The following is an 18,292-nucleotide window of genomic DNA, read 5'->3' on the forward strand; positions in this document are numbered from 1 at the left end:
GTGCAGTTCGGCCGCACTTACGAGGAGTTCGAGGTCGGTGCGATCTACAAGCACTGGCCGGGAAAGACCGTCACCGAGTACGACGACCACCTCTTCTGCCTCCTCACGATGAATCACCATCCGCTGCACATGGACGCCAACTACGCGGAGAAGACAACCGACTTCGGCCGCAATGTCGTCGTCGGCAACTACATCTACTCGCTCCTGCTCGGGATGTCGGTGCCCGATGTCTCGGGCAAGGCCATCGCCAATCTGGAGATCGAGTCGCTGAAGCACGTGGCGCCGACCTTCCACGGCGACACGGTCTACGGCGAGACGACGGTGCTCGACAAGCGCCCGTCGAAGTCGAAGAACGACCGCGGCATCGTCGAGGTGGAGACAAGGGGCTACAAGCAGGACGGCACCCTGGTCTGCGTCTTCCGCCGCAAGGTGCTGGTGCCGACCGCCACGTACATCAAGGAGCGCGGCGGGGAACAGCCCGGCCGTCCCGAGCTGGGAGAGAGCTGAGTCATGAGCCGCCTCGCGCAGACCGACGGGCTGACCGACGTCCAGAAGGAGATCCTCTCCACCGTCCGCTCCTTCGTGGACAAGGAGATCCTGCCGGTCGCCACGGAGTTGGAGCACCGCGACGAATATCCGACGGACATCGTCGAAGGGCTCAAGGAACTGGGCATCTTCGGCCTGATGATTCCCGAGGAGTACGGCGGCCTCGGCGAGTCGCTGCTGACGTACGCGCTGACGGTCGAGGAGATCGCGCGCGGCTGGATGAGTGTGTCCGGCATCATCAACACCCATTTCATCGTCGCCTACATGATCAAGCAGCACGGCACACAGGAGCAGAAGGACCATTTCCTGCCGCGTATGGCGGCGGGCGACGTGCGTGGCGCGTTCTCGATGTCGGAGCCGGAACTGGGCTCCGACGTGTCGGCGATCCGCACCAAGGGCGTACGCGACGGGGACGCGTACGTCGTCAACGGCCAGAAGATGTGGCTGACCAACGGCGGTTCTTCCCATCTGGTCGCGGTGCTGTGCAGGACCGACGAGGGGCAGGCGGAGGACGCGCCGCCGCACAAGTCGATGACGACCTTCCTGATCGAGAAGGAGCCCGGCTTCGGCGCCAACGCCTCGGTGCCCGGCCTCACCGTGCCAGGGAAGATCGACAAGATGGGCTACAAGGGCGTCGACACCACGGAACTGATCCTCCAGGACGTGAGGGTTCCGGCCGACCGGGTGCTCGGCGGACAGAGCGGCCGGGGTTTTTACCAGATGATGGACGGCGTCGAGGTCGGCCGGGTCAATGTGGCCGCGCGCGGCTGCGGTGTGGCACAGCGGGCGTTCGAACTGGGCATCGCCTACGCACAGCAACGGCACACGTTCGGCAAACCCATCGCACAGCACCAGGCGATCCAGTTCAAGCTCGCCGAGATGGCCACCAAGGTGGAGGCCGCGCACCGGATGATGGTCAACGCCGCACGTAAGAAGGATTCGGGCGAGCGCAACGACCTGGAGGCCGGGATGGCGAAGTACCTGGCCGCGGAGTTCTGCAAGGAAGTGGTGGAGGACGCGTTCCGCATCCACGGCGGCTACGGCTTCTCCAAGGAGTACGAGATCGAGCGGCTGTACCGGGAGGCGCCGATGCTGCTGATCGGCGAGGGGACCGCCGAGATCCAGAAAATGATCATCGGGCGGCGACTGCTGGAGGAGTATCGTCTCCAGGGATAGCCGAAGGAAGAATGTCCGTATTTATTGACATTTACCCGAGGGGAAGGTCACACTGCGTGAGCCGTCGCGGCACGGGAACCAGCCATCGACTCGCCCTTGAGCTTGCCGAGTTGCCCGTGTCAACCGATACCATCGGGTTAAAGCCGCCGTCCCCAGAAGTAATTCGCGGCACCCTCCGCTACGAAGGTCTTCCATGCCCCACAGCCATTCCTCTGCACCACGCGACGGCCTTGTCGGCGTACGACTCGCGCGCGGAGCGTCGCCGTGGCTCCTCCCGACCGTCGCCACCGCGGCGGTAAGCCTTGTCCGCGCGCGCCGCTCAGGCCGCTGGGCGACGGTGGCCGTCCCCGCCACCGCGCTCGCCGCGGGCATGCTGTGGTTCTTCCGCGACCCCGAGCGCGAGATCGCCGAGGGCCGTGTGATCTGTCCCGCGGACGGTGTGGTGCAGAGCATCATGCCGTGGAAGGACGGGCGTACCCGCGTCGCGATCTTCATGAGCCCGCTGAACGTCCACGTGAACCGCGCGCCCCTCGCGGGCACGGTCACCTCCGTCGAGCACATCCCCGGCGGATACGTACCGGCGTTCAACAAGGAGAGCGAGAACAACGAGCGGGTGGTCTGGCACTTCGACACCGAGATCGGCGATGTCGAGATGGTGCAGATCGCCGGCGCGGTGGCGCGCAGGATCGTTCCGTACGTGCCGCGCGGCTGCAAGGTGGAACAGGGCGAGCGGATCGGCCTGATCCGTTTCGGCTCGCGGGTCGACGTGTACCTGCCGGAGGGCATCGAGCCCGACGTCGAGGTCGGGCAGACCACCACGGCTGGGGTGACTCGCCTTGACCGTGGTTGAACCCGACACGCAGGCAAAGGCCCACACTCACACTCCGGTGCAGGCGCAGTCGCACTGGGTCACCGAGCTGGAGGACGAGGTAGCCGACCTTCCGCTGTCCACCCGGCTGTCCATCGCCGACGCGCTCACTCTCGGTAACGCGATCTGTGGCTTCATGGCCGTGTACTTCACGACCACCGGAGTCCTGGTCCCGCACCTGATGGGCACCACCGTCGGCGGCATGTCCAAGCACAGCGCCGCCACCGCGGTGACGCTCATGCTGCTCGCGTCCGTCTTCGACCTCTTCGACGGGCTGGTCGCGCGCAAGCTGCGCAGCTCCGCGATGGGCGCCGAGCTGGACAATCTGTCCGACCTGATCAGCTTCGGCCTCGCGCCGGCCTACTTCGTCGTCGTCTGGGGTCTGGTCGCCGACGACGCCCACGGCAAGGTGTCGGCCGCCGCCGCGGTGATGGTCGTCCTGGCCGTGGTGCTGCGGCTCGCCCGCTTCTCCTGCACCACGATCAGGGACGGTGTCTTCCAGGGCATGCCCAGCCCCTTCGGGGCGATGACGGTCGTCTCCGTCGTCCTGCTGGAGCTGCCCTTCATCCCCACCGTCGTCGCCATCGTCGGCGTCGCCTGGCTCATGGTGAGCCGCGTGGAGTACCCCAAGCCGCGCGGACGCCTCGCCGTCATCACCCTCGGCTGGATCCTCATCAGCATGGGCTGCCTGACCGCCTGGACCCTCGACGTCCCCGGCGGCCACCTGCTCCTCCAGACGGGCGCCGCCCTCCAGTGCGTGGCCGCGGCGGTCATCCCCTGCTTCGCGACCACGCGCCGCGTCAACACGATGCGGGCCAATCGCCGTGAGGCCAGGGCGGACGCTCTGCGCTGACACGTCTCCGGGGTGAGCCCCCGGTGCGCCGCTACGGCCCGCGGCCCCTCCGCTCTCGGCGGAGGGGCCGCAGTCGTTTCCGCACGCCTGCGCCTGGCGCTGGGGCTGGGGGGCTGGGGGCTGGGGCGCTGGCGCTGGGGGCTTGCTAGGTCAGGAAGTCGCGGGCCAGCTCGGCGGAGAGCTGTTCCAGGAGCGGGCCGGCGTTGGGGATGGAGACGGCCGGGTCCGGTTCCAGGGACGAGAGCGGGTAGGCGCGGCGGATCCCGGCGGAGCCGAGGGCGCTGGGGCTGAGCGCGAGACGGCCGCAGACGGCGACGACGTCGATGTCACGGGCGCGGGCGGCCTGGGCGACGCCGACCGGCGCCTTGCCGTGCAGGGTCTGCTCGTCGAGGGAGCCCTCGCCGGTGATGACGAGGTCGACGCCGTCGAGGGCGGCCGCGAAGCCGAGGACGTCGAGCATGACCTCGATACCGGCCCGGAAGGTGGCGCCGAGGCCGACGAGGGCCCCGTAGCCGATGCCGCCCGCGGCGCCCGCGCCGGGGGCGTCGGCCGCCGCGGCGGCGGTCGGACCCTCGGCGAGGGCGAGGACGTCGACGTAGTGCCCGAGGGCGGCGTCGAGCGTGGCGACGTCGGCCTCGGAGGCGCCCTTCTGCGGCCCGTAGACGGCGGCGGCGCCCTTGGGCCCGAGCAGCGGGTTGTCGACGTCGCTGGCGAGGACGATCTCGGTGTCGACCAGCCGCGGGTCGAGCCCGGACAGGTCGGCGGTGGCGAGCGCGGCCAGCGGGCCGCCGCCGGGCGCGACGGGCGCGCCGTCGCGGTCCAGCAGCCGGGCGCCGAGCGCGCTGAGCATGCCCGCGCCGCCGTCGTTGGTGGCGCTGCCGCCGACGCCGAGCACGATGGTGCGGGCGCCCGCGTCGAGCGCGGCCCTCAGCAGCTCGCCGGTGCCGTACGTGGTCGCGGTGAGCGGCGCGAAGACGCCGGACGGCAGGTGCTGGAGGCCGGACGCCTCGGCCATCTCGACCACGGCGGTACGGTCACGCAGCGCGTACGAGGCGTCGACCGGCTCGCCCAGCGGTCCGGTGACGCGTACCGTGCGCCGCTCGAAACCACCGGTGACGGCGGCCTCGACGGTGCCGTCACCGCCGTCGGCGACCGGTACGGAGGTGACGGTCACACCGGGCGCGCCCTTGCGCAGCCCCGCCTCGACATGCGCGGCCACCTGCACCGCGGTCAGCGAGCCCTTGAACTTGTCCGCGGCGATCAGCACACGTCCCGTGGATCTTGTTGCAGCGTCGGACACTGTCGTACTCCCCATCCGAAAACGGAACATCGCGCCGGTGGGACCCTATCCCGGCCGGGCCCGCCTGCCCATGGGCACCGCGCTGTGTCACCGCGCGATCACCGGATCGCGAGTCCGCCGCGCGGCCCGTGGCCGTAGGTTTGGCGGCATGACGACGACCGACTTCGCCACGTACATCGCAGGGCTGCCGAAGATCATTTCGGGAGCGAACACCCTCTTCAGGTCCGCCGACGGCCGGATCCTCATCGTCGAGCCGAACTACCGCGACGACGGAACCTGGACGCTGCCGGGCGGCACCATCGAGTCCGATCTGAACGAGACGCCGCGGCAGGCCGCCCGCCGGGAGAGCGCGGAGGAGATCGGTCTGGACATCGAGCCGGGCCCGCTGCTCGCCGTCGACTGGGTGACGGGGCCCGGCAGGCCGCCGCTGGCCAGCTACCTCTACGACGGCGGCGTGCTGGACGAGACGCGGCTGGCGGCGGTACGGCTCCAGGAGGAGGAACTGGACTCCTGGAAGCTGGTCCCGGCCGACGAGATCGACTCCTACTTCTCGCCGGGCGCCGCCCGCCGTGTCCACGCGGCCCTGGCCGCGCTCGCCGCGGGCGCCGGTCCTGTGGAGCTGGAGAACGGCCGCCGCGCGGGCGTCAACTGACGTCACGTCAACCGGCTGGGCAGCGTGGCCTGTTGGGGACATGGCCGAGGTCGGGGGCCGGGGCGGCGAGGCGAGTTCGCCTGCGGCGCATGTGCCGTCGAACCGTCCGGCTCGTGCCGCCGCGCGGTATATCCGTCGCCGGGTCCGCGACCCCGGACCTAGGATCCTGCCTCATGATCGAATCCACCCAGCCATCCGAATCGGCCCCGCCGTCTGCCGCCGTGCTCGCGGCCTTCGGCGCGCCGGGGCGGCCGGTGCCGCTGCCGGGCGGGCAGGGGCAGACCTGGCGGGACGGCGAGGTGGTGCTCAAGCCGACCGGGCTCGCGGCCGAGACCGCGTGGCGGGCCGAGGTGCTGACCGCGCTGCCCGCGTCCCCGCGCTTCCGGGTCGCGCGGCCGGTCCGGGCGGCGAACGGCGGCTGGACGGCGGAGGGTTGGGAGGCGTGGCAGTACGTGGCCGGCCGGTCCGACCCGGGGCGGCCCGCCGATGTGCTGCGGACGGCCGCCGCCTTCCACGCGGCGCTCGCGGACGTACCGCGCCCCGGCTTCCTCGACACGCGTGAGGGTCCGTGGTCGTACGCGGCCCGGGTCGCCTGGGAGGAGTCGCCGCTGGACGACGGGGGCGACGGTGACGCCGAGGTGGCCGCGCTCATCGCCCAACTGGCCGCAGAACGCCGCCCGTTCGAGCCGTCCGGCGCACCGGCGCCGCAGGTCGTGCACGGCGACCTGCTGGGCAATGTGCTCTTCGCGGACGGCCTGCCGCCCGCGGTCATCGACTGGCCGCCGTACTGGTACCCCGCCGACTGGGCGGCGGCCGTCGTGGTGGTCGACGCGCTGCTCTGGTACGGGGCGGGGCCCGCGGTCCTCGCGCTCGGCCCCGCCGGGGACGGCCAGGTCCCCGACCCCGACGCATGGGCCCAACTCCTCGTCCGCGCCCTGCTGTTCCGGCTGGTCACCGGCGCCGTGCTCGGCCCGGACGCGCAGCCGCGACCGTACGAGCGGGCGGCGGTCGCGGCCGTACGGGCGTATGTGGCCGCGGGCGGTCAGGGCTTGGGGATGTCGAAGAAGTAGGTCAGGCCGCCGGCCAGCCGGATGTCCCCCTGCACCTTCAGCTTCCGGGTGAAGAACAGCGCCGGGCCCGAGGCGTTGCCCGAGACCAGCTTGAGGAATTCCGGCGCGGCCATCGTGAGGGTGAGCTGCGGCGTACGTCCGGTGTCCTCGGCCGTGACCGCGCAGGCGCCGTTCGCGATGTGCGTCTCGTAGACGTCCGGTGCCTCGTCCCCCGCCGTGATCCGCCAGCGGATCAGGGCGTCGCGGCGGCCCGCCGACTCCGGCTTGAAGAGGGTGCCCATTCGGTGGAAGACCTCGTCCAGGACCCGTCGGCGCTGCGCTCCGTTCATGAACTCCGCGATCCGGCGGGCCGGAAGATCCCGTACGATCCGCGCGAATTCCTTCGGCTCTACCGTGCCGAAGTCGAGGAGTTCGAGGTCTATGTCGTCGAGCGCCGCCATGTCGGGCCTTCCTGACTCCAGAGTAAGTTTACTGGTGAGTAAGGATAGGTACGGCGCGGCACCGTGGCAAGGCGTCGCCTCGGGCACAGCGCGGGCAGCGGAAATAGGCGCGCGGGGCCGCCCCGCCCTCCCGTACCGTCACGGCATGCATGCTGATCAGCCGCCGTTGCCCGAAGTCCTCGCCGCCGCGCCGGACGTTCCCGTGGTCGCCATGGCCCAAGCCCTTCGGGAGGTGCCCGGGGTGGTCGGGGTGCTGCTCGGGGGCAGCCGTGCGCGCGGGACGCACCGGGCGGACTCGGACTGGGACCTCGGGGTGTACTACCGGGGCGAGCCGGATGTGGCCGCGTTGGCCGCGCTCGCGCGGGAGTTCACCGGGGAACCGGTGGAGGTGGCCGCGCCGGGCGGGTGGGGGCCGTGGGTCAACGCCGGGGCGTGGCTGCGCGTGGACGGGGTCGCCGTCGACTGGATCCTGCGGGACGTCGACCGCGTCCGGCGGGTGTGGCAGGACTGCCGCGAGGGCCGCTACGAGGTCGGTATCCAGCCGGGGCACCCGCTCGGCTTCTGGTCGCCCTGTTATCCGGGCGAGGTCGCCCTCGGGCACGTACTCGCCGACACCGACGGGGAGTTGGCGGCGCTCCGGGCCGAGACGCGGGTGTACCCCGAGGCGTTGCGTCGGGCTCTGGTCGAGGCCGCGTGGGAGGCGGAGTTCACGGTGGCCGCTGCCGCGAAGTCGGCCGTCAAGGGGGATCACGTGCACGTGTCCCTCTGCCTGTCGCGGGCCTTCGGTGTCCTCGCGCAGGCGTTGCACGCCTGGAACCGGGTGTGGTGCCTGAACGAGAAGGGGGCCTTCCCCGCGGCCGCGGTGCTTCCGGGGGCTCCCGCGGGGTTCGCCGACGAGGTCGGCGTTCTTCTCGGTCGCAGTGGGCTCTCGGCCGAGGAGCTTTCCGCCACCGTGGCCTCGGCGGCCCGCCTGGTCCGCGAGGCCCGCCGCGGCCTCCCCCTCCCCTGACCCGGACTGCGCGCCGGGCTGGCGCAGGGCCTGTTCTTAGGGGCGCGGGGAACTGCGCCGGGCTGGCGCAGGGCCTGCTTGAGGGGCGCGGGGAACTGCGCGCCCAGCCACCAACCGTGGCGAGCTGTAAATACCGGCCCCAGCGGGGCAGTTGCTGTGTGTTTTCGGGCTGAAAGCCCGGCGGTGGCTGGGCGCGCAGTTCCCCGCGCCCCTCAAACGACCGGGGTGCCGCCCGCAGCAGAGAAACCGCCCCGGCGCCGCGCCCCCTGAAAAGATCGGCGTGCCGCCCCCGGCAGAGTGACCGCCTGGGGGCCGCGCCCCTTAAAAGATCGGGGTGCCGCCCTCGGGATAGGCGCCGCGCGGCGGGGTTAGCGGCGGGCGGCGCGGCGGAGGTGGTGGAGGACGGCGCGGGCGGCGTGGTGGCCGGGCATGCCGTGGACGCCGGGGCCGGGCGGGGTGGCGGAGGAGCAGAGGAAGAGGTTGGGGCGGATGGTGGTGTAGGGATTGGCGGCGAGGCGGGGCCGGATGACGGACTGGAGTCCGGAGTAGGCGCCGCAGGCGATGTCACCGCCGACATAGTTGGCGTTGCGGGCGGCGAGACCGGCGGGCCCGGTGACGGCGCGGGCGAGGACGAGGTCACGGAAGCCCGGCGCGAAGCGCTCGATCTGGCGCTCGACGGCATCGGTGGCGTCCCCGTGCCAGTTGTGGGGGACGTGCCCGTAGGCCCAGAAGACGTGCTTGCCCTCGGGGGCGCGGGAGGGGTCGATCACGGACGGCTGGGCGGTGATGAGGAAGGGCGTCTGCGGCGGGCGCCCGGTCACGGCCCGGTTGAGGGCGTCGCCGATCTCGGTGTAGCTGGGCCCGATGTGCACGGTGCCCGCGCGCCGCGCGTCGGGGGACGTCCACGGCACCGGCCCGTCCAGCGCGTAGTCGATCTTGAAGACGGAGGCGCCGTAGCGGTAGCCGCGGTACGCGTCGCCGAGTCCGGCGATCCGGGCGAGCGCGGTCGGCGAGGTGTCGAAGACATAGGCGCGGGCGGGCGGCAGCTCGTCGAGCTTGCGGACGGTGACGCCGGTGCGGATGACGCCGCCCAGTTCGGTGAGGTGCCCGGCCAGCGCGTCGGAGATGGCCTGGGAGCCGCCGCGGGCGACCGGCCAGCCGTTCTCGTGCGCGGCGAGCGCGAACATCATCGCCATCGCCCCGGTGAACGGCTGCGTGAGCCGGGTGATCGCGTGCCCGGCGAGCCCGGCGATCAGCGCCCGCGCCTTGGGGTCGCGGAAGCGCTGGGCGAGGACGGCGGCGGGCGGCGTGCCGGTCAGGCCGAACCGGAGGAAGCGGTACGGGTCACGCGGTATCCCGGCCCACTGCGGCCGGAAGAAGTCCGCGGCGAGGGTGTCCCAGTGACCGGTGTACGGCGCGAGCAGCCGCCGGTAGGTGCCCGCGTCGCGCGCGCCGAGCGAGGCCGCGGTCTGGCCGACCGTGCGGGCGAGAACGGCGGCGGTGCCGTCGGGGAACGGGTGCGCCATCGGGACTTCCGGCTGGAGCCACTCCAGGCCGTGCTCGGCGAGCGGCAGCGCGCCGAAGGCGGGCGAGCCGATGCCGAAGGGGTGCACGGCGGAGCAGGGGTCGTGCCGGAAGCCCGGCAGCGTCAGCTCCTCGGTGCGGGCGCCGCCGCCCACGGTGTCGGCGGCCTCGTAGATCTGCACGGAGAGCCCGGCGCGGGCCAACTCCACCGCCGCCGTCAGCCCGTTGGGACCCGCGCCGACGACGACGGCGTCGGCCACGACCGCGCGGCTCACCTTCCGGCCGCCATCAGCTCGGTGACCTGCCGTGCGGTGGCCTCGTCGCGGGCGAGGGTGAAGGGCAGTTCGTTGCCGCCGGGGATCGAGAAGGGCGCGCCGGACGCCGTACGGCTGACGCCGCCCGCCTCGGTGGCGAGCAGCAGTCCCGCCGCGTGGTCCCAGGGCGCTTCCCAGAAGAAGGCGACAGCGTCGATCGCGCCGCGGGCCACGTCCAGGTAGGCCAGGCCCGCGCAGGTGCAGGGGGTGCAGACCGCGCCCGAGGCGTCCAGCCGGGTCAGGGCGTCGCGCTCGTAGCCGGTGCGGTAGACCGGGTTGGAGGTGGACAGCCGCAGCGGCTCGCCCGCCTCGGGGGTGCGGGTGTGCAGCCGCTCGCCGTCCAGATGCGCGCCCCGGCCGCGCCGCGCGGTGGCGAACAGGCCGCGCTGCGGGGCGTACGTCCAGGAGGCGAGCGGTACGCCGTCGTGCACGAGGGCGACCAGGGTGGCGAAGCCGTCCTCGCCGCGGACGAAGGCGGAGGTGCCGTCGACCGGGTCGACCACCCACACCGGGTCGTCGCCGCCCAGCCGTTCCAGTACGCCGCTGTCGGCGCTCACCGCCTCCTCGCCGACCACGACGGAGCCGGGCAGCAGCGCGGTCAGCTCTTCGGTGAGCCGTTCCTCGGCGCGCCGGTCGGCGGTGGTGACCAGGTCGTACGGGCCGCTCTTGCGCGAGATGTCGTCGTCGCCGAGCCGCCGCCAGCGCGGCACCACCTCGGCGGCGACCACCGCTCTGATCACGTCTTCGACGGCGGCGAGCAGTGCGTCGTCCACGCCGTCGCCGACGCCGTCCGCGTCCGCCGCGTCACCCGATACCGCACCGACCTCATTGCCCATGCCGCCATCCAATCAGACCCGGGCGCCGCGCGGTTCCCGCCCTGTGGACAACGGCCGTCCCACGGGTGCGGGCAGCCGCGGCGCTGCCGCCGCGGGCCCGCTCCCCCAGGTCAGCCGCGCGCCGGGACCCGGCCGCGCGATTCAGCCCAGCACCGGGATGATGTGTTCGCCGTACGCGTCGATCGTCGCCTCCTTCGCGTCGTGCATGTCGTAGACCGCGAACTGGTCGACGCCCAGGTCCCGCAGGGCCCGCAGCTTGTCCAGGTGCCGGTCGACCGGGCCGATCAGGCAGAAGCGGTCCACGATCTCGTCGGGCACGAAGGCGGTGTCGGGGTTGCCCGAGCGGCCGTGGTGCGCGTAGTCGTAGCCGTGCCGCTGGGCGATGTACTCGGTCAGTTCCTCCGGCACCAGGTCGGAGTGTTCGCCGTAACGGCTGACGAGGTCGGCGACGTGGTTGCCGACCATGCCGCCGAACCAGCGGCACTGTTCGCGGGCGTGCGCGAGGGCTTCGGGCGAGTCGTCGGCCGTGACGTAGGCGGGCGCGGCGACGCAGACGGTGACCGAGGCCGGGTCGCGGCCCGCCTTCTCGGCCGCGTCCCGTACCGCCTTCACCATCCATTCGGTGAGGTAGACGTCGGCGAGTTGCAGGATGAAGCCGTCGGCCTTCTCGCCGGTCAGCGCCAGCGCCTTCGGGCCGTACGCCGCCATCCAGACCGGCAGTTCGCCGTTTTCGACCCACGGCAGCCGCAGCGGGGTGCCGTCGACCACGGCCTCGCGGCCCTCGGCGAGGTCGCGGATGACGGTCATCGCATCGCCGACCCGCGCGAGGGTGTTGGGCTTGCGCCCGGCGACCCGCATCGCCGAGTCGCCGCGGCCGATGCCGCAGACCGTGCGGTTGCCGTACATCGAGTTGAGGGTGGCGAAGGTGGAGGCGGTCACCTCCCAGGTGCGGGTGCCGGGGTTGGTGACCATCGTGCCGACCTTGAGCCGGTCGGTGTGGTCGAGGATGCGGCTGTGGATGACGAACGGCTCCTGCCACAGCACGGCGGAGTCGAAGGTCCAGCCGTACGTGAAGCCGTTGCGCTCGGCGCGGCGCATCAGGCCGACGACGTTCGAGGCGGGTGGATCGGTCTGCAGCACGAGGCCGAAGTCCATGGCGCCGCTCCTTCTGTGAGGCTGAGGGCTAGATCAGGTACTGACAGATGCCGCGCGGCGTGTACTGGCCGTGACCGGCCCGGCCCACGTACGACCGGCCCTCGATCACGGGCACCCCGCGGGACAGCACGGTCTCGACCCGGCCGGTCGTCCGCTTGCCCTCGTAGGCGGAGTAGTCGACGTTCATGTGGTGGGTCTCGGCGGACATGACCTGCTCGGCGTGCGGGTCGTAGATCACCACGTCGGCGTCGGCGCCCGGCGCGATGGTGCCCTTGCGCGGGTAGAGGCCGAACATCCGGGCCGGGGTGGCGCAGGCGATCTCGATCCAGCGGCGGCGGCTGATGTGCCCGTCCACGACGCCCTGGTGGAGGAGGTCCATGCGGTTCTCCACGCCGGGCATGCCGTTGGGGATCTTGGAGAAGTCGCCGACGCCCATGTCCTTCTGCCCGGTGAAGCAGAACGGGCAGTGGTCGGTGGAGACCACCTGGAGGTCGTTGGTGCGCAGGCCCTGCCAGAGCGCGGCCTGGTGCTCGCGGGGGCGCAGCGGCGTACTGCACACGTACTTGGCGCCCTCGAAGCCGGGTTCGGCGAGGTTGTCGGTGGACAGGAACAGGTACTGCGGACAGGTCTCGCCGAAGACGTTGAGGCCCAGGTCGCGGGCGGCGGTGAGTTCGGCGACGGCCTGCTGCGCGGAGACGTGCACGATGTAGAGCGGGGCGCCGGCGACGCGGGCGAGCTGGATGGCGCGGTGGGTGGCCTCGGCCTCCAGCAGGGCGTGCCTGACCTCGCCGTGGTAGCGCGGGTCGGTCTTCCCCGCTTCGAGGGCCTGCTGGACGAGGACGTCGATCGCGATGCCGTTCTCGGCGTGCATCATCGTCAGGCCGCCGTTGCCCGCGGCGCGCTGCATGGCGCGCAGGATCTGCCCGTCGTCGCTGTAGAAGACGCCGGGGTAGGCCATGAACATCTTGAAGCTGGTCACGCCCTCCTCGACCAGGATGTCCATCTCCTTGAGCGAGTGCTCGTTCACGTCGGAGACGATCATGTGGAAGGCGTAGTCGATCGCGCACTGCGCGTCGGCCTTGGCGTGCCAGGCGTCGAGCCCGGAGCGGAGCGACGCGCCGACGCCCTGGATGGCGAAGTCGACGATGGTGGTGGTGCCGCCCCAGGCGGCGGCGCGGGTGCCGGTCTCGAAGGTGTCGGAGGCGGTGGTGCCGCCGAACGGCATCTCCATGTGGGTGTGCCCGTCGACGCCGCCGGGGATGACGTATTTCCCGGTGGCGTCGATGACGGTGTCGGCGGTCCAGCCCGCCGCGGTGTCGCTGTCGTGGGCGGCGAGGGCGGCGATCCTGCCGCCCTCGATCAGGACGTCGGCGTGCATCTCGTCGGCGGCGGTGATGACGAGGCCGCCGCGGATCACGGTACGGGTCGCGGTCACTGCGCGGTCCCTCCTTCGGATTCGACCGGTGCCTGGTCCGCGAGTTCGCTCTGCGCCTGTTTCAGGGCCGCCTCCAGCAGGTCGGCGCCTTCCTCGGCCTCGGCGACGGTGAGCGAGAGCGGCGGGGCGATCCGCAGGACGTTCCCCGCGAGGCCGCCCTTGCCGATCAGCAGGCCGTGCGCGCGGGCCGCTTCGAGTACGGCGGAGGCCGCCGCGGGGGACGGGGTGTCGGTGCCCGGCTCGACCAGTTCGACGCCGAGCATCAGGCCGCGTCCGCGCACCTCGCGGACGATGCCCAGGCCAGCGGAGACGGCGGTGAGGCGGGCCTTGAGCAGGCCGCCGACCCGGCGGGCGTTGCCCTGGAGGTCGTGGTCGAGGAGGTAGGTGAGATTCGCCAGCGCTCCCGCGGTGGTGATCGGGCTGCCGCCGAAGGTGGAGATGGAGTTGGCGTTCAGGCAGTTCATCACGTCGGCGCGGGCCACCACGCCGCCCATGGACATGCCGTTGCCGATGCCCTTGGCGAAGGTGAGGATGTCGGGCGCGCCGGAGCCGCTGTGCGCCTGCCAGCCCCAGAAGTTGTCGCCGGTACGGCCCCAGCCGGTCTGCACCTCGTCGGTGATCCACAGGATGCCGTGCCGGTCCAGGACCCGCTTGAAGGCGGCGAGCAGCCCGTCGGGGCCCGAGGTGAAGCCGCCGACGCCCTGCACGGGTTCGGCGATGAGCGCGGCGACCGTGCCGTTGGCCTGGCCGAGGATGTCCTCCAGGTCCGCGACGCACGCGGCGGTGAACTCGGCGTCCGTCAGATGCGCGTACGGCCCGCGGCTGCGCACCCCGCCGTGCACGTACAGCGTCTGGAGCGGGGACAGGCTGGTCGGCGACCAGGCGCTGTTGCCGGTGATGCCGATCGAGGTGAAGGAGCGGCCGTGGTAGCTGTTGCGCAGCGCCAGCACCTGGTTGGAGCGGCGGTAGGCGGTGGCCAGCAGCAGGGCCGTGTCGTTGGCCTCGGTGCCGGAGGTGGTGAAGAAGACCCGGGCGTCGGGGATGCCGGACAGCCGGGCGATCCGCTCGGCCAGCTCCACGGCCTGGCGGCTGAGGTAGAGCGTCGAGGAGTGCAGGATCTTCCCGGCCTGCTCGGCGACGGCGGCGGTGACCTCGGGCAGCGCGTGCGCGGTCATCGTGGTGAGGATGCCGCCGAAGAAGTCCAGGTAGCGGTTGCCCTCGGCGTCCCAGACGTGGCGGCCCTCGCCGTGCGTCAGCTCGATCGGCCGGGCGTAGTACGTGGCCAGCCAGTCGGGCAGGACGGCGCGGTGGCGGGCGTGCAGCGCGGCGTGCGCGCTCTCGGTCGCGGTGGCCATCGCTCAGCCCTCCGTCAGGTCGCCGTAGGCGTCGGGCCTGCGGTCGCGGTAGAAGGCCCAGGTCTGCCGGACCTCGTCGATAAGGTCCAGGTCCAGGTCGCGGACCAGCAGTTCCTCCTTGGTGTCGGAGGCGGTGCCCTCCACGAACTGGCCGCGCGGGTCGACGAAGTAGCTGGTGCCGTAGAAGTCGTTGTCGCCGTACTCCTCGCGGCCGACCCGGTTGATCGCGGCGATGAAGTACTCGTTGGCGACGGCCGCCGCGGGCTGCTCCAGCTTCCACAGGTACGCCGACAGGCCGCGGCTGGTGGCCGACGGGTTGTAGACGATCTGGGCGCCCGCGAGGCCCAGGGCGCGCCAGCCCTCGGGGAAGTGGCGGTCGTAGCAGATGTAGACGCCGATCCGGCCGACGGCGGTCTCGAAGACCGGCCAGCCGAGGTTGCCCGGCTTGAAGTAGTACTTCTCCCAGAAGCCGTTGACCTGCGGGATGTGGTGCTTGCGGTACTTGCCGAGGACGGTGCCGTCCGCGTCGATCACGGCCGCGGTGTTGTAGTAGACGCCGGGCTGCTCGATCTCGAAGACCGGCACGACGATGACCATGCCGGTCTCGCGGGCCAGCGCCCGCATCCGCTGGACGGTCGGCCCGTCGGGGACGGGCTCCGCCCACCGGTAGTGCTCGGCCTCCTGGACCTGGCAGAAGTAGGGGGCGTTGAACACCTCCTGGAAGCCGATCACCTTCGCGCCCTGCGCGGCGGCGGCCCGGGCGTGTTCCTCGTGCTTCGCGATCATCGATTCCGTATCGCCGGTCCAGGTGGCCTGGACGAGCGCGGCACGCACGACATTGCTCATGAGCAGCTCCTCAGACGTGGCAGCTTCACGCCGGTAGTCCCGTTCTACGCCCGTAGATCCCAGCCGTGGGGAAGAACGTAGAAGCGCCCTACCCACTGTGGCAAGACCGCTACCGTTACCGGGCGAAGACGATCACGTTTCCCCCTCGGGGAACCCGTTCGGCGGCGCGCGCCCGCGTCAGCCGCCGGGCAGGCCCGCCCGGCGCAGGGCGGCCACGATGTCGCGGCGGCGGGATTTGGAGACGGCTTCCGCGGCGTCCAGGACGGGAACGGCCAGGCCGGGGCGGGCTCTGACCACGGCGGCGGCGTCCTCGGGCGGACGCGCCCGGGCGAGCGTCCGCAGGAGTTCGCCCGCCTCCTCGTGGTGCCCCGCGTCGGCCAGGTCGCCCGCGATCGTGGCCAGGTCGGCAGGCGGGCGCGACGCGGCCTGGTGCAGGAGCGTGCGGCAGTCGCCGGTACGGCCCGCGGCGGCCAGTTCAGAGGCGGCGGCGGCCAGCGGGGCGCCGGGCAGCGCGGCGACCTCCCAGAGCAGGGTGGCCACATCGGCGGCCAGTTCGGTGCGCTCCAACTCCCTGAGCAGGTAGGGCAGTCGGGGCGCCGGGCCTTCCGCCGCCTCGCAGATGACGACGTAGGCGGCGCCGCTCTGCCCGGTACGGCGCAGCTCGCCGAGGCGCGCGGCCTCCTGCCGCGCCTCGGCCAGCCAGCGCGGGTCGAGGGTGGGCCGCGCCTGGCGCGGTTCCGCGCTCTCCGGGGCGCCGGCGAAGCGCGCGCCGCGCGGGGTGGCGCGTACGGGTCCCTGGGCGGTCTCCGCCTGCGGGGCCGGGGCGGCGGGGGCGCCCGCGAATCGCGCGCCGCGCGGCACCGACCGCTCCAGGGGCGTTTCCTCGGCGCCCGCCGCCTCCTCGAAGGCCCCGGCGAAGCGTGCGCCGCGCGGGCGGGAGGCGCCCTTGGTGCGCGCGCCGGTCGCCTTGGCGGGCCGCGGTCGCGCGGCTTCCTCGGGGCGGGGGTCGCGGGCCCAGGAGGCGGTACGGGCGGCGGGCGCGGCGGGGTCGCGCTCGGGGGGCGAGGAGGGCTGGGCGGCGGGCGCGGCGGGGTCGCGCTCGGCGGGCGGGGAGGGCTGGGCGGCGGGATGGCGCTCGGGCGTCTGGCGGAACCAGTCGGCGGCCGGGGGCGCGGCGAAGGCGGCCAGCCGGGCGCGGAGTTCGTCGCAGCGGGCGGCGGCCCGCTCACGGTCGTCGCGGGCCCAGGCGAGGATGTTGGCGAGCCGGGCGGTGGCGGCTCCCGCCGGGTCGGCGGGGGCCTGGTCGAGGGCGCGGGCCGCCTCGCGCTCGCGCAGCAGCGCCATGTCACGGGCCCGCGAGGTCACTTCGAGCCGGAGGCGGAGCGCGCTCTCCGCGCCGGGCGCGGCGTCCCACTCCTCGACGGCGGCGCGGTGCAGGACCCGGGCACGGGACACCTCCGCCTCGTCGAGCGGCGCCCGGACGGCGGCGGCCAGATCGTGCAGGACGGCCCCGACGACGTCCCAGGGCGGTATGTCCGCGCCGCCCTCGTAGGCGTGCGCGGCCTCCGGCTCACGCCCCGCGAACACCCCGTACCAGCCGGGACGGTCCCCGAGCGCCGCCACCATCGACCGGAAGTAGAACGTGAACTCCGTTGCCGCACCGGCCAGTTCCGTTGTCATCACACCCTCGCATCCGCCGCCCCCGCTCCCCGCGCCCGGTGGGCATTCGACACCCACAGTGTTACGGCGCTGCTACGGGGAGTTTTCAACGGCGGACGATTTCGACAGTCAAACTTGCAAGTTTTTCTGTCGAGGTCGTACGGTGCAACCATGCCCACTCAGGACCAGGCGCGGGTCGCCGACGAGCTGACCACGGTGATCGCGCAGCTCCAGCGCCGGTTGCGCACCGCGTCGGCCTCGGCGCAGGGCGCGCTCACGCCCTCGCAGGTCTCGGTGCTGGGGCGGATCGGCAGCGAGGGTCCGGCGACCACCGCCGCCCTGGCCCGCGCCGAGATCGTCCGGCCGCAGTCCATGCGGATGACGCTCGTGGCCCTGGAGGAACGCGGCCTCGTCGCCCGCTCGCCGCACCCCACCGACGGCCGTCAGGTCGTCTTCTCCCTCACCGAGGCAGGGGTCCGGCTGCGCGGCACCGGCCGCCGGGCCCGGCGCGGCTGGCTCGCCGAGGTGATCGGCACCGAGCTGTCCGCCGAGGACCAGCGGCGGCTGACCGAGGCGCTCGGCATCCTCCAGCGCCTGGTCAAGGCGTGACCGCACAGCCAGGACCCCGCGACCCGAACAGCACGGCAACACCGTTCACCGCACAGGGAGTTACCCGCATGACCGCCACGACGATCGACCCCCGCACCGCCCTTGTCGTCATCGACCTCCAGCGCGGCATCGTCGCGCTGCCCACCGCGCACCCGGCCCGCGAGGTCGTCGCGCGCGCCGCGAAGCTGGCCACCGCCTTCCGCGAGCGCGGGCTGCCGGTCGTGCTGGTGAACGTGGCCGGGGGCCCGCCAGGACGCAACGAGGGCCCGGCCATGAGCGGTTCGCTGCCCGCCGACTGGACGGAGCTGGTGGACGAACTGGATGTCCAGGACGGCGACATCAAAATCACCAAGCTCCAGTGGGGCGCCTTCCACGGCACCGCGCTCGACCTGGAGCTGCGCCGCCGCGGGGTCACGCAGATCGTGCTGGCCGGCATATCGACCAGCATCGGCGTCGAGTCCACCGCCCGCGCGGCCCACGAACACGGCTACCACGTGACGGTCGCCGCCGACGCGGTGACCGACACCGACGCCGAGTCGCACGCCCACGCGTTCGCCAAGATCTTCCCGCGGCTGGCCGAGACGGCGGGCACGGACGAGATCATCGCCCTGCTGCCCGCCGCCCCGGCCGCCTGAGCGGAGTAGC

The 18,292-nt window shown here is 72.6% G+C and carries 18 protein-coding genes; 9 read left to right on the forward strand and 9 right to left on the reverse strand.

Going from position 1 to position 18,292, the window contains the following annotated elements; genetic code table 11:
* The 4 genes from ACIOC1_RS21150 to pssA all read left to right on the forward strand — a co-directional run bounded on the left by ACIOC1_RS21150 (position 1) and on the right by pssA (position 3,443).
* Positions 1–507, forward strand: a complete 507-nt coding sequence (locus tag ACIOC1_RS21150; protein WP_355339138.1) for a MaoC family dehydratase — start codon at positions 1–3, stop codon at positions 505–507.
* Between the two features lie 3 nt (positions 508–510).
* Positions 511–1,722, forward strand: coding sequence for an acyl-CoA dehydrogenase family protein (locus ACIOC1_RS21155; RefSeq protein ID WP_355339135.1), 1,212 nt, complete (start codon positions 511–513; stop codon positions 1,720–1,722).
* A 193-nt stretch (positions 1,723–1,915) separates the two neighbouring features.
* Positions 1,916–2,572, forward strand: a complete 657-nt coding sequence (locus ACIOC1_RS21160) for a phosphatidylserine decarboxylase (RefSeq protein WP_355339132.1) — start codon at positions 1,916–1,918, stop codon at positions 2,570–2,572.
* Between the two features lie 37 nt (positions 2,573–2,609).
* The gene (gene pssA, locus ACIOC1_RS21165; protein ID WP_355339129.1) at positions 2,610–3,443 is read left to right on the forward strand and encodes a CDP-diacylglycerol--serine O-phosphatidyltransferase; all 834 of its coding nucleotides are present in this window, start codon (positions 2,610–2,612) and stop codon (positions 3,441–3,443) included.
* A 145-nt stretch (positions 3,444–3,588) separates the two neighbouring features.
* Here the strand turns inward: pssA and ACIOC1_RS21170 are convergent, their stop codons facing one another.
* Complete coding sequence (locus ACIOC1_RS21170; RefSeq protein ID WP_401856017.1) at positions 3,589–4,758, reverse strand: glycerate kinase; 1,170 nt, start codon at positions 4,756–4,758, stop codon at positions 3,589–3,591.
* 133 nt (positions 4,759–4,891) lie between these two features.
* Here ACIOC1_RS21170 and ACIOC1_RS21175 point away from each other — a divergent pair, with 133 nt between their 5' ends.
* Positions 4,892–5,395 carry an NUDIX hydrolase gene (locus tag ACIOC1_RS21175; RefSeq protein ID WP_355339123.1) on the forward strand — a complete coding sequence of 168 codons (504 nt, stop codon included), beginning with the start codon at positions 4,892–4,894 and terminating at the stop codon, positions 5,393–5,395.
* A gap of 173 nt (positions 5,396–5,568) precedes the next feature.
* Positions 5,569–6,465, forward strand: coding sequence for a TIGR02569 family protein (locus ACIOC1_RS21180; RefSeq protein ID WP_401856018.1), 897 nt, complete (start codon positions 5,569–5,571; stop codon positions 6,463–6,465).
* Here the strand turns inward: ACIOC1_RS21180 and ACIOC1_RS21185 are convergent.
* Complete coding sequence (locus ACIOC1_RS21185; protein WP_355339117.1) at positions 6,438–6,905, reverse strand: SCP2 sterol-binding domain-containing protein; 468 nt, start codon at positions 6,903–6,905, stop codon at positions 6,438–6,440. The genes ACIOC1_RS21180 and ACIOC1_RS21185 overlap by 28 nt on opposite strands.
* A gap of 145 nt (positions 6,906–7,050) precedes the next feature.
* Between ACIOC1_RS21185 and ACIOC1_RS21190 the strand changes: the two genes are divergently transcribed.
* The gene (locus ACIOC1_RS21190; protein WP_401856020.1) at positions 7,051–7,914 is read left to right on the forward strand and encodes a nucleotidyltransferase domain-containing protein; all 864 of its coding nucleotides are present in this window, start codon (positions 7,051–7,053) and stop codon (positions 7,912–7,914) included.
* Between the two features lie 368 nt (positions 7,915–8,282).
* Here ACIOC1_RS21190 and ACIOC1_RS21195 read toward each other — a convergent pair whose 3' ends face one another.
* The 7 genes from ACIOC1_RS21195 to ACIOC1_RS21225 all read right to left on the reverse strand — a co-directional run bounded on the left by ACIOC1_RS21195 (position 8,283) and on the right by ACIOC1_RS21225 (position 17,059).
* Complete coding sequence (locus ACIOC1_RS21195) at positions 8,283–9,698, reverse strand: phytoene desaturase family protein (RefSeq protein WP_401719761.1); 1,416 nt, start codon at positions 9,696–9,698, stop codon at positions 8,283–8,285.
* A gap of 11 nt (positions 9,699–9,709) precedes the next feature.
* Positions 9,710–10,588 (reverse strand): inositol monophosphatase family protein, encoded by an 879-nt coding sequence (locus tag ACIOC1_RS21200; protein ID WP_401856021.1) that lies wholly within the window; start codon positions 10,586–10,588, stop codon positions 9,710–9,712.
* Between the two features lie 141 nt (positions 10,589–10,729).
* Entirely contained in the window at positions 10,730–11,743 is a 1,014-nt protein-coding gene (locus ACIOC1_RS21205) for a TIGR03842 family LLM class F420-dependent oxidoreductase (protein WP_401856022.1), read from the reverse strand.
* 28 nt (positions 11,744–11,771) lie between these two features.
* Complete coding sequence (gene hydA / locus ACIOC1_RS21210; protein ID WP_391049529.1) at positions 11,772–13,178, reverse strand: dihydropyrimidinase; 1,407 nt, start codon at positions 13,176–13,178, stop codon at positions 11,772–11,774.
* Positions 13,175–14,533, reverse strand: a complete 1,359-nt coding sequence (locus tag ACIOC1_RS21215; protein WP_401856023.1) for an aspartate aminotransferase family protein — start codon at positions 14,531–14,533, stop codon at positions 13,175–13,177. Before ACIOC1_RS21215 ends, hydA begins: the two co-directional genes overlap by 4 nt.
* Before the next feature lie 3 nt (positions 14,534–14,536).
* Complete coding sequence (locus tag ACIOC1_RS21220) at positions 14,537–15,379, reverse strand: nitrilase-related carbon-nitrogen hydrolase (RefSeq protein ID WP_355339104.1); 843 nt, start codon at positions 15,377–15,379, stop codon at positions 14,537–14,539.
* Between the two features lie 177 nt (positions 15,380–15,556).
* The gene (locus ACIOC1_RS21225; protein ID WP_401856024.1) at positions 15,557–17,059 is read right to left on the reverse strand and encodes a hypothetical protein; all 1,503 of its coding nucleotides are present in this window, start codon (positions 17,057–17,059) and stop codon (positions 15,557–15,559) included.
* Between the two features lie 150 nt (positions 17,060–17,209).
* Here ACIOC1_RS21225 and ACIOC1_RS21230 point away from each other — a divergent pair, with 150 nt between their 5' ends.
* Together ACIOC1_RS21230 and ACIOC1_RS21235 are read left to right on the forward strand one after the other, a co-directional pair.
* On the forward strand, positions 17,210–17,647 hold the full coding sequence (locus ACIOC1_RS21230) for a MarR family winged helix-turn-helix transcriptional regulator (protein WP_401856025.1): 438 nt from the start codon (positions 17,210–17,212) through the stop codon (positions 17,645–17,647).
* A 68-nt stretch (positions 17,648–17,715) separates the two neighbouring features.
* Positions 17,716–18,282, forward strand: coding sequence for an isochorismatase family protein (locus ACIOC1_RS21235; protein WP_401856027.1), 567 nt, complete (start codon positions 17,716–17,718; stop codon positions 18,280–18,282).
* Positions 18,283–18,292: the final 10 nt, after the last annotated feature.

Source organism: Streptomyces sp. NPDC088197 (assembly GCF_044741185.1).
In the GTDB taxonomy this organism is placed as follows: domain Bacteria; phylum Actinomycetota; class Actinomycetes; order Streptomycetales; family Streptomycetaceae; genus Actinacidiphila.

Coding starts and splice junctions, on each gene's coding strand:
- ACIOC1_RS21155 (WP_355339135.1), top strand. CDS start 511: ATGAGCCGCCTCGCGCAGACCGACGGGCTGACCGACGTCCAGAAGGAG.
- ACIOC1_RS21160 (WP_355339132.1), top strand. CDS start 1,916: ATGCCCCACAGCCATTCCTCTGCACCACGCGACGGCCTTGTCGGCGTA.
- ACIOC1_RS21170 (WP_401856017.1), bottom strand. CDS start 4,758: ATGGGGAGTACGACAGTGTCCGACGCTGCAACAAGATCCACGGGACGT.
- ACIOC1_RS21175 (WP_355339123.1), top strand. CDS start 4,892: ATGACGACGACCGACTTCGCCACGTACATCGCAGGGCTGCCGAAGATC.
- ACIOC1_RS21180 (WP_401856018.1), top strand. CDS start 5,569: ATGATCGAATCCACCCAGCCATCCGAATCGGCCCCGCCGTCTGCCGCC.
- ACIOC1_RS21185 (WP_355339117.1), bottom strand. CDS start 6,905: ATGGCGGCGCTCGACGACATAGACCTCGAACTCCTCGACTTCGGCACG.
- ACIOC1_RS21190 (WP_401856020.1), top strand. CDS start 7,051: ATGCATGCTGATCAGCCGCCGTTGCCCGAAGTCCTCGCCGCCGCGCCG.
- ACIOC1_RS21200 (WP_401856021.1), bottom strand. CDS start 10,588: ATGGGCAATGAGGTCGGTGCGGTATCGGGTGACGCGGCGGACGCGGAC.
- ACIOC1_RS21205 (WP_401856022.1), bottom strand. CDS start 11,743: ATGGACTTCGGCCTCGTGCTGCAGACCGATCCACCCGCCTCGAACGTC.
- ACIOC1_RS21215 (WP_401856023.1), bottom strand. CDS start 14,533: ATGGCCACCGCGACCGAGAGCGCGCACGCCGCGCTGCACGCCCGCCAC.
- ACIOC1_RS21220 (WP_355339104.1), bottom strand. CDS start 15,379: ATGAGCAATGTCGTGCGTGCCGCGCTCGTCCAGGCCACCTGGACCGGC.
- ACIOC1_RS21225 (WP_401856024.1), bottom strand. CDS start 17,059: ATGACAACGGAACTGGCCGGTGCGGCAACGGAGTTCACGTTCTACTTC.
- ACIOC1_RS21230 (WP_401856025.1), top strand. CDS start 17,210: ATGCCCACTCAGGACCAGGCGCGGGTCGCCGACGAGCTGACCACGGTG.
- ACIOC1_RS21235 (WP_401856027.1), top strand. CDS start 17,716: ATGACCGCCACGACGATCGACCCCCGCACCGCCCTTGTCGTCATCGAC.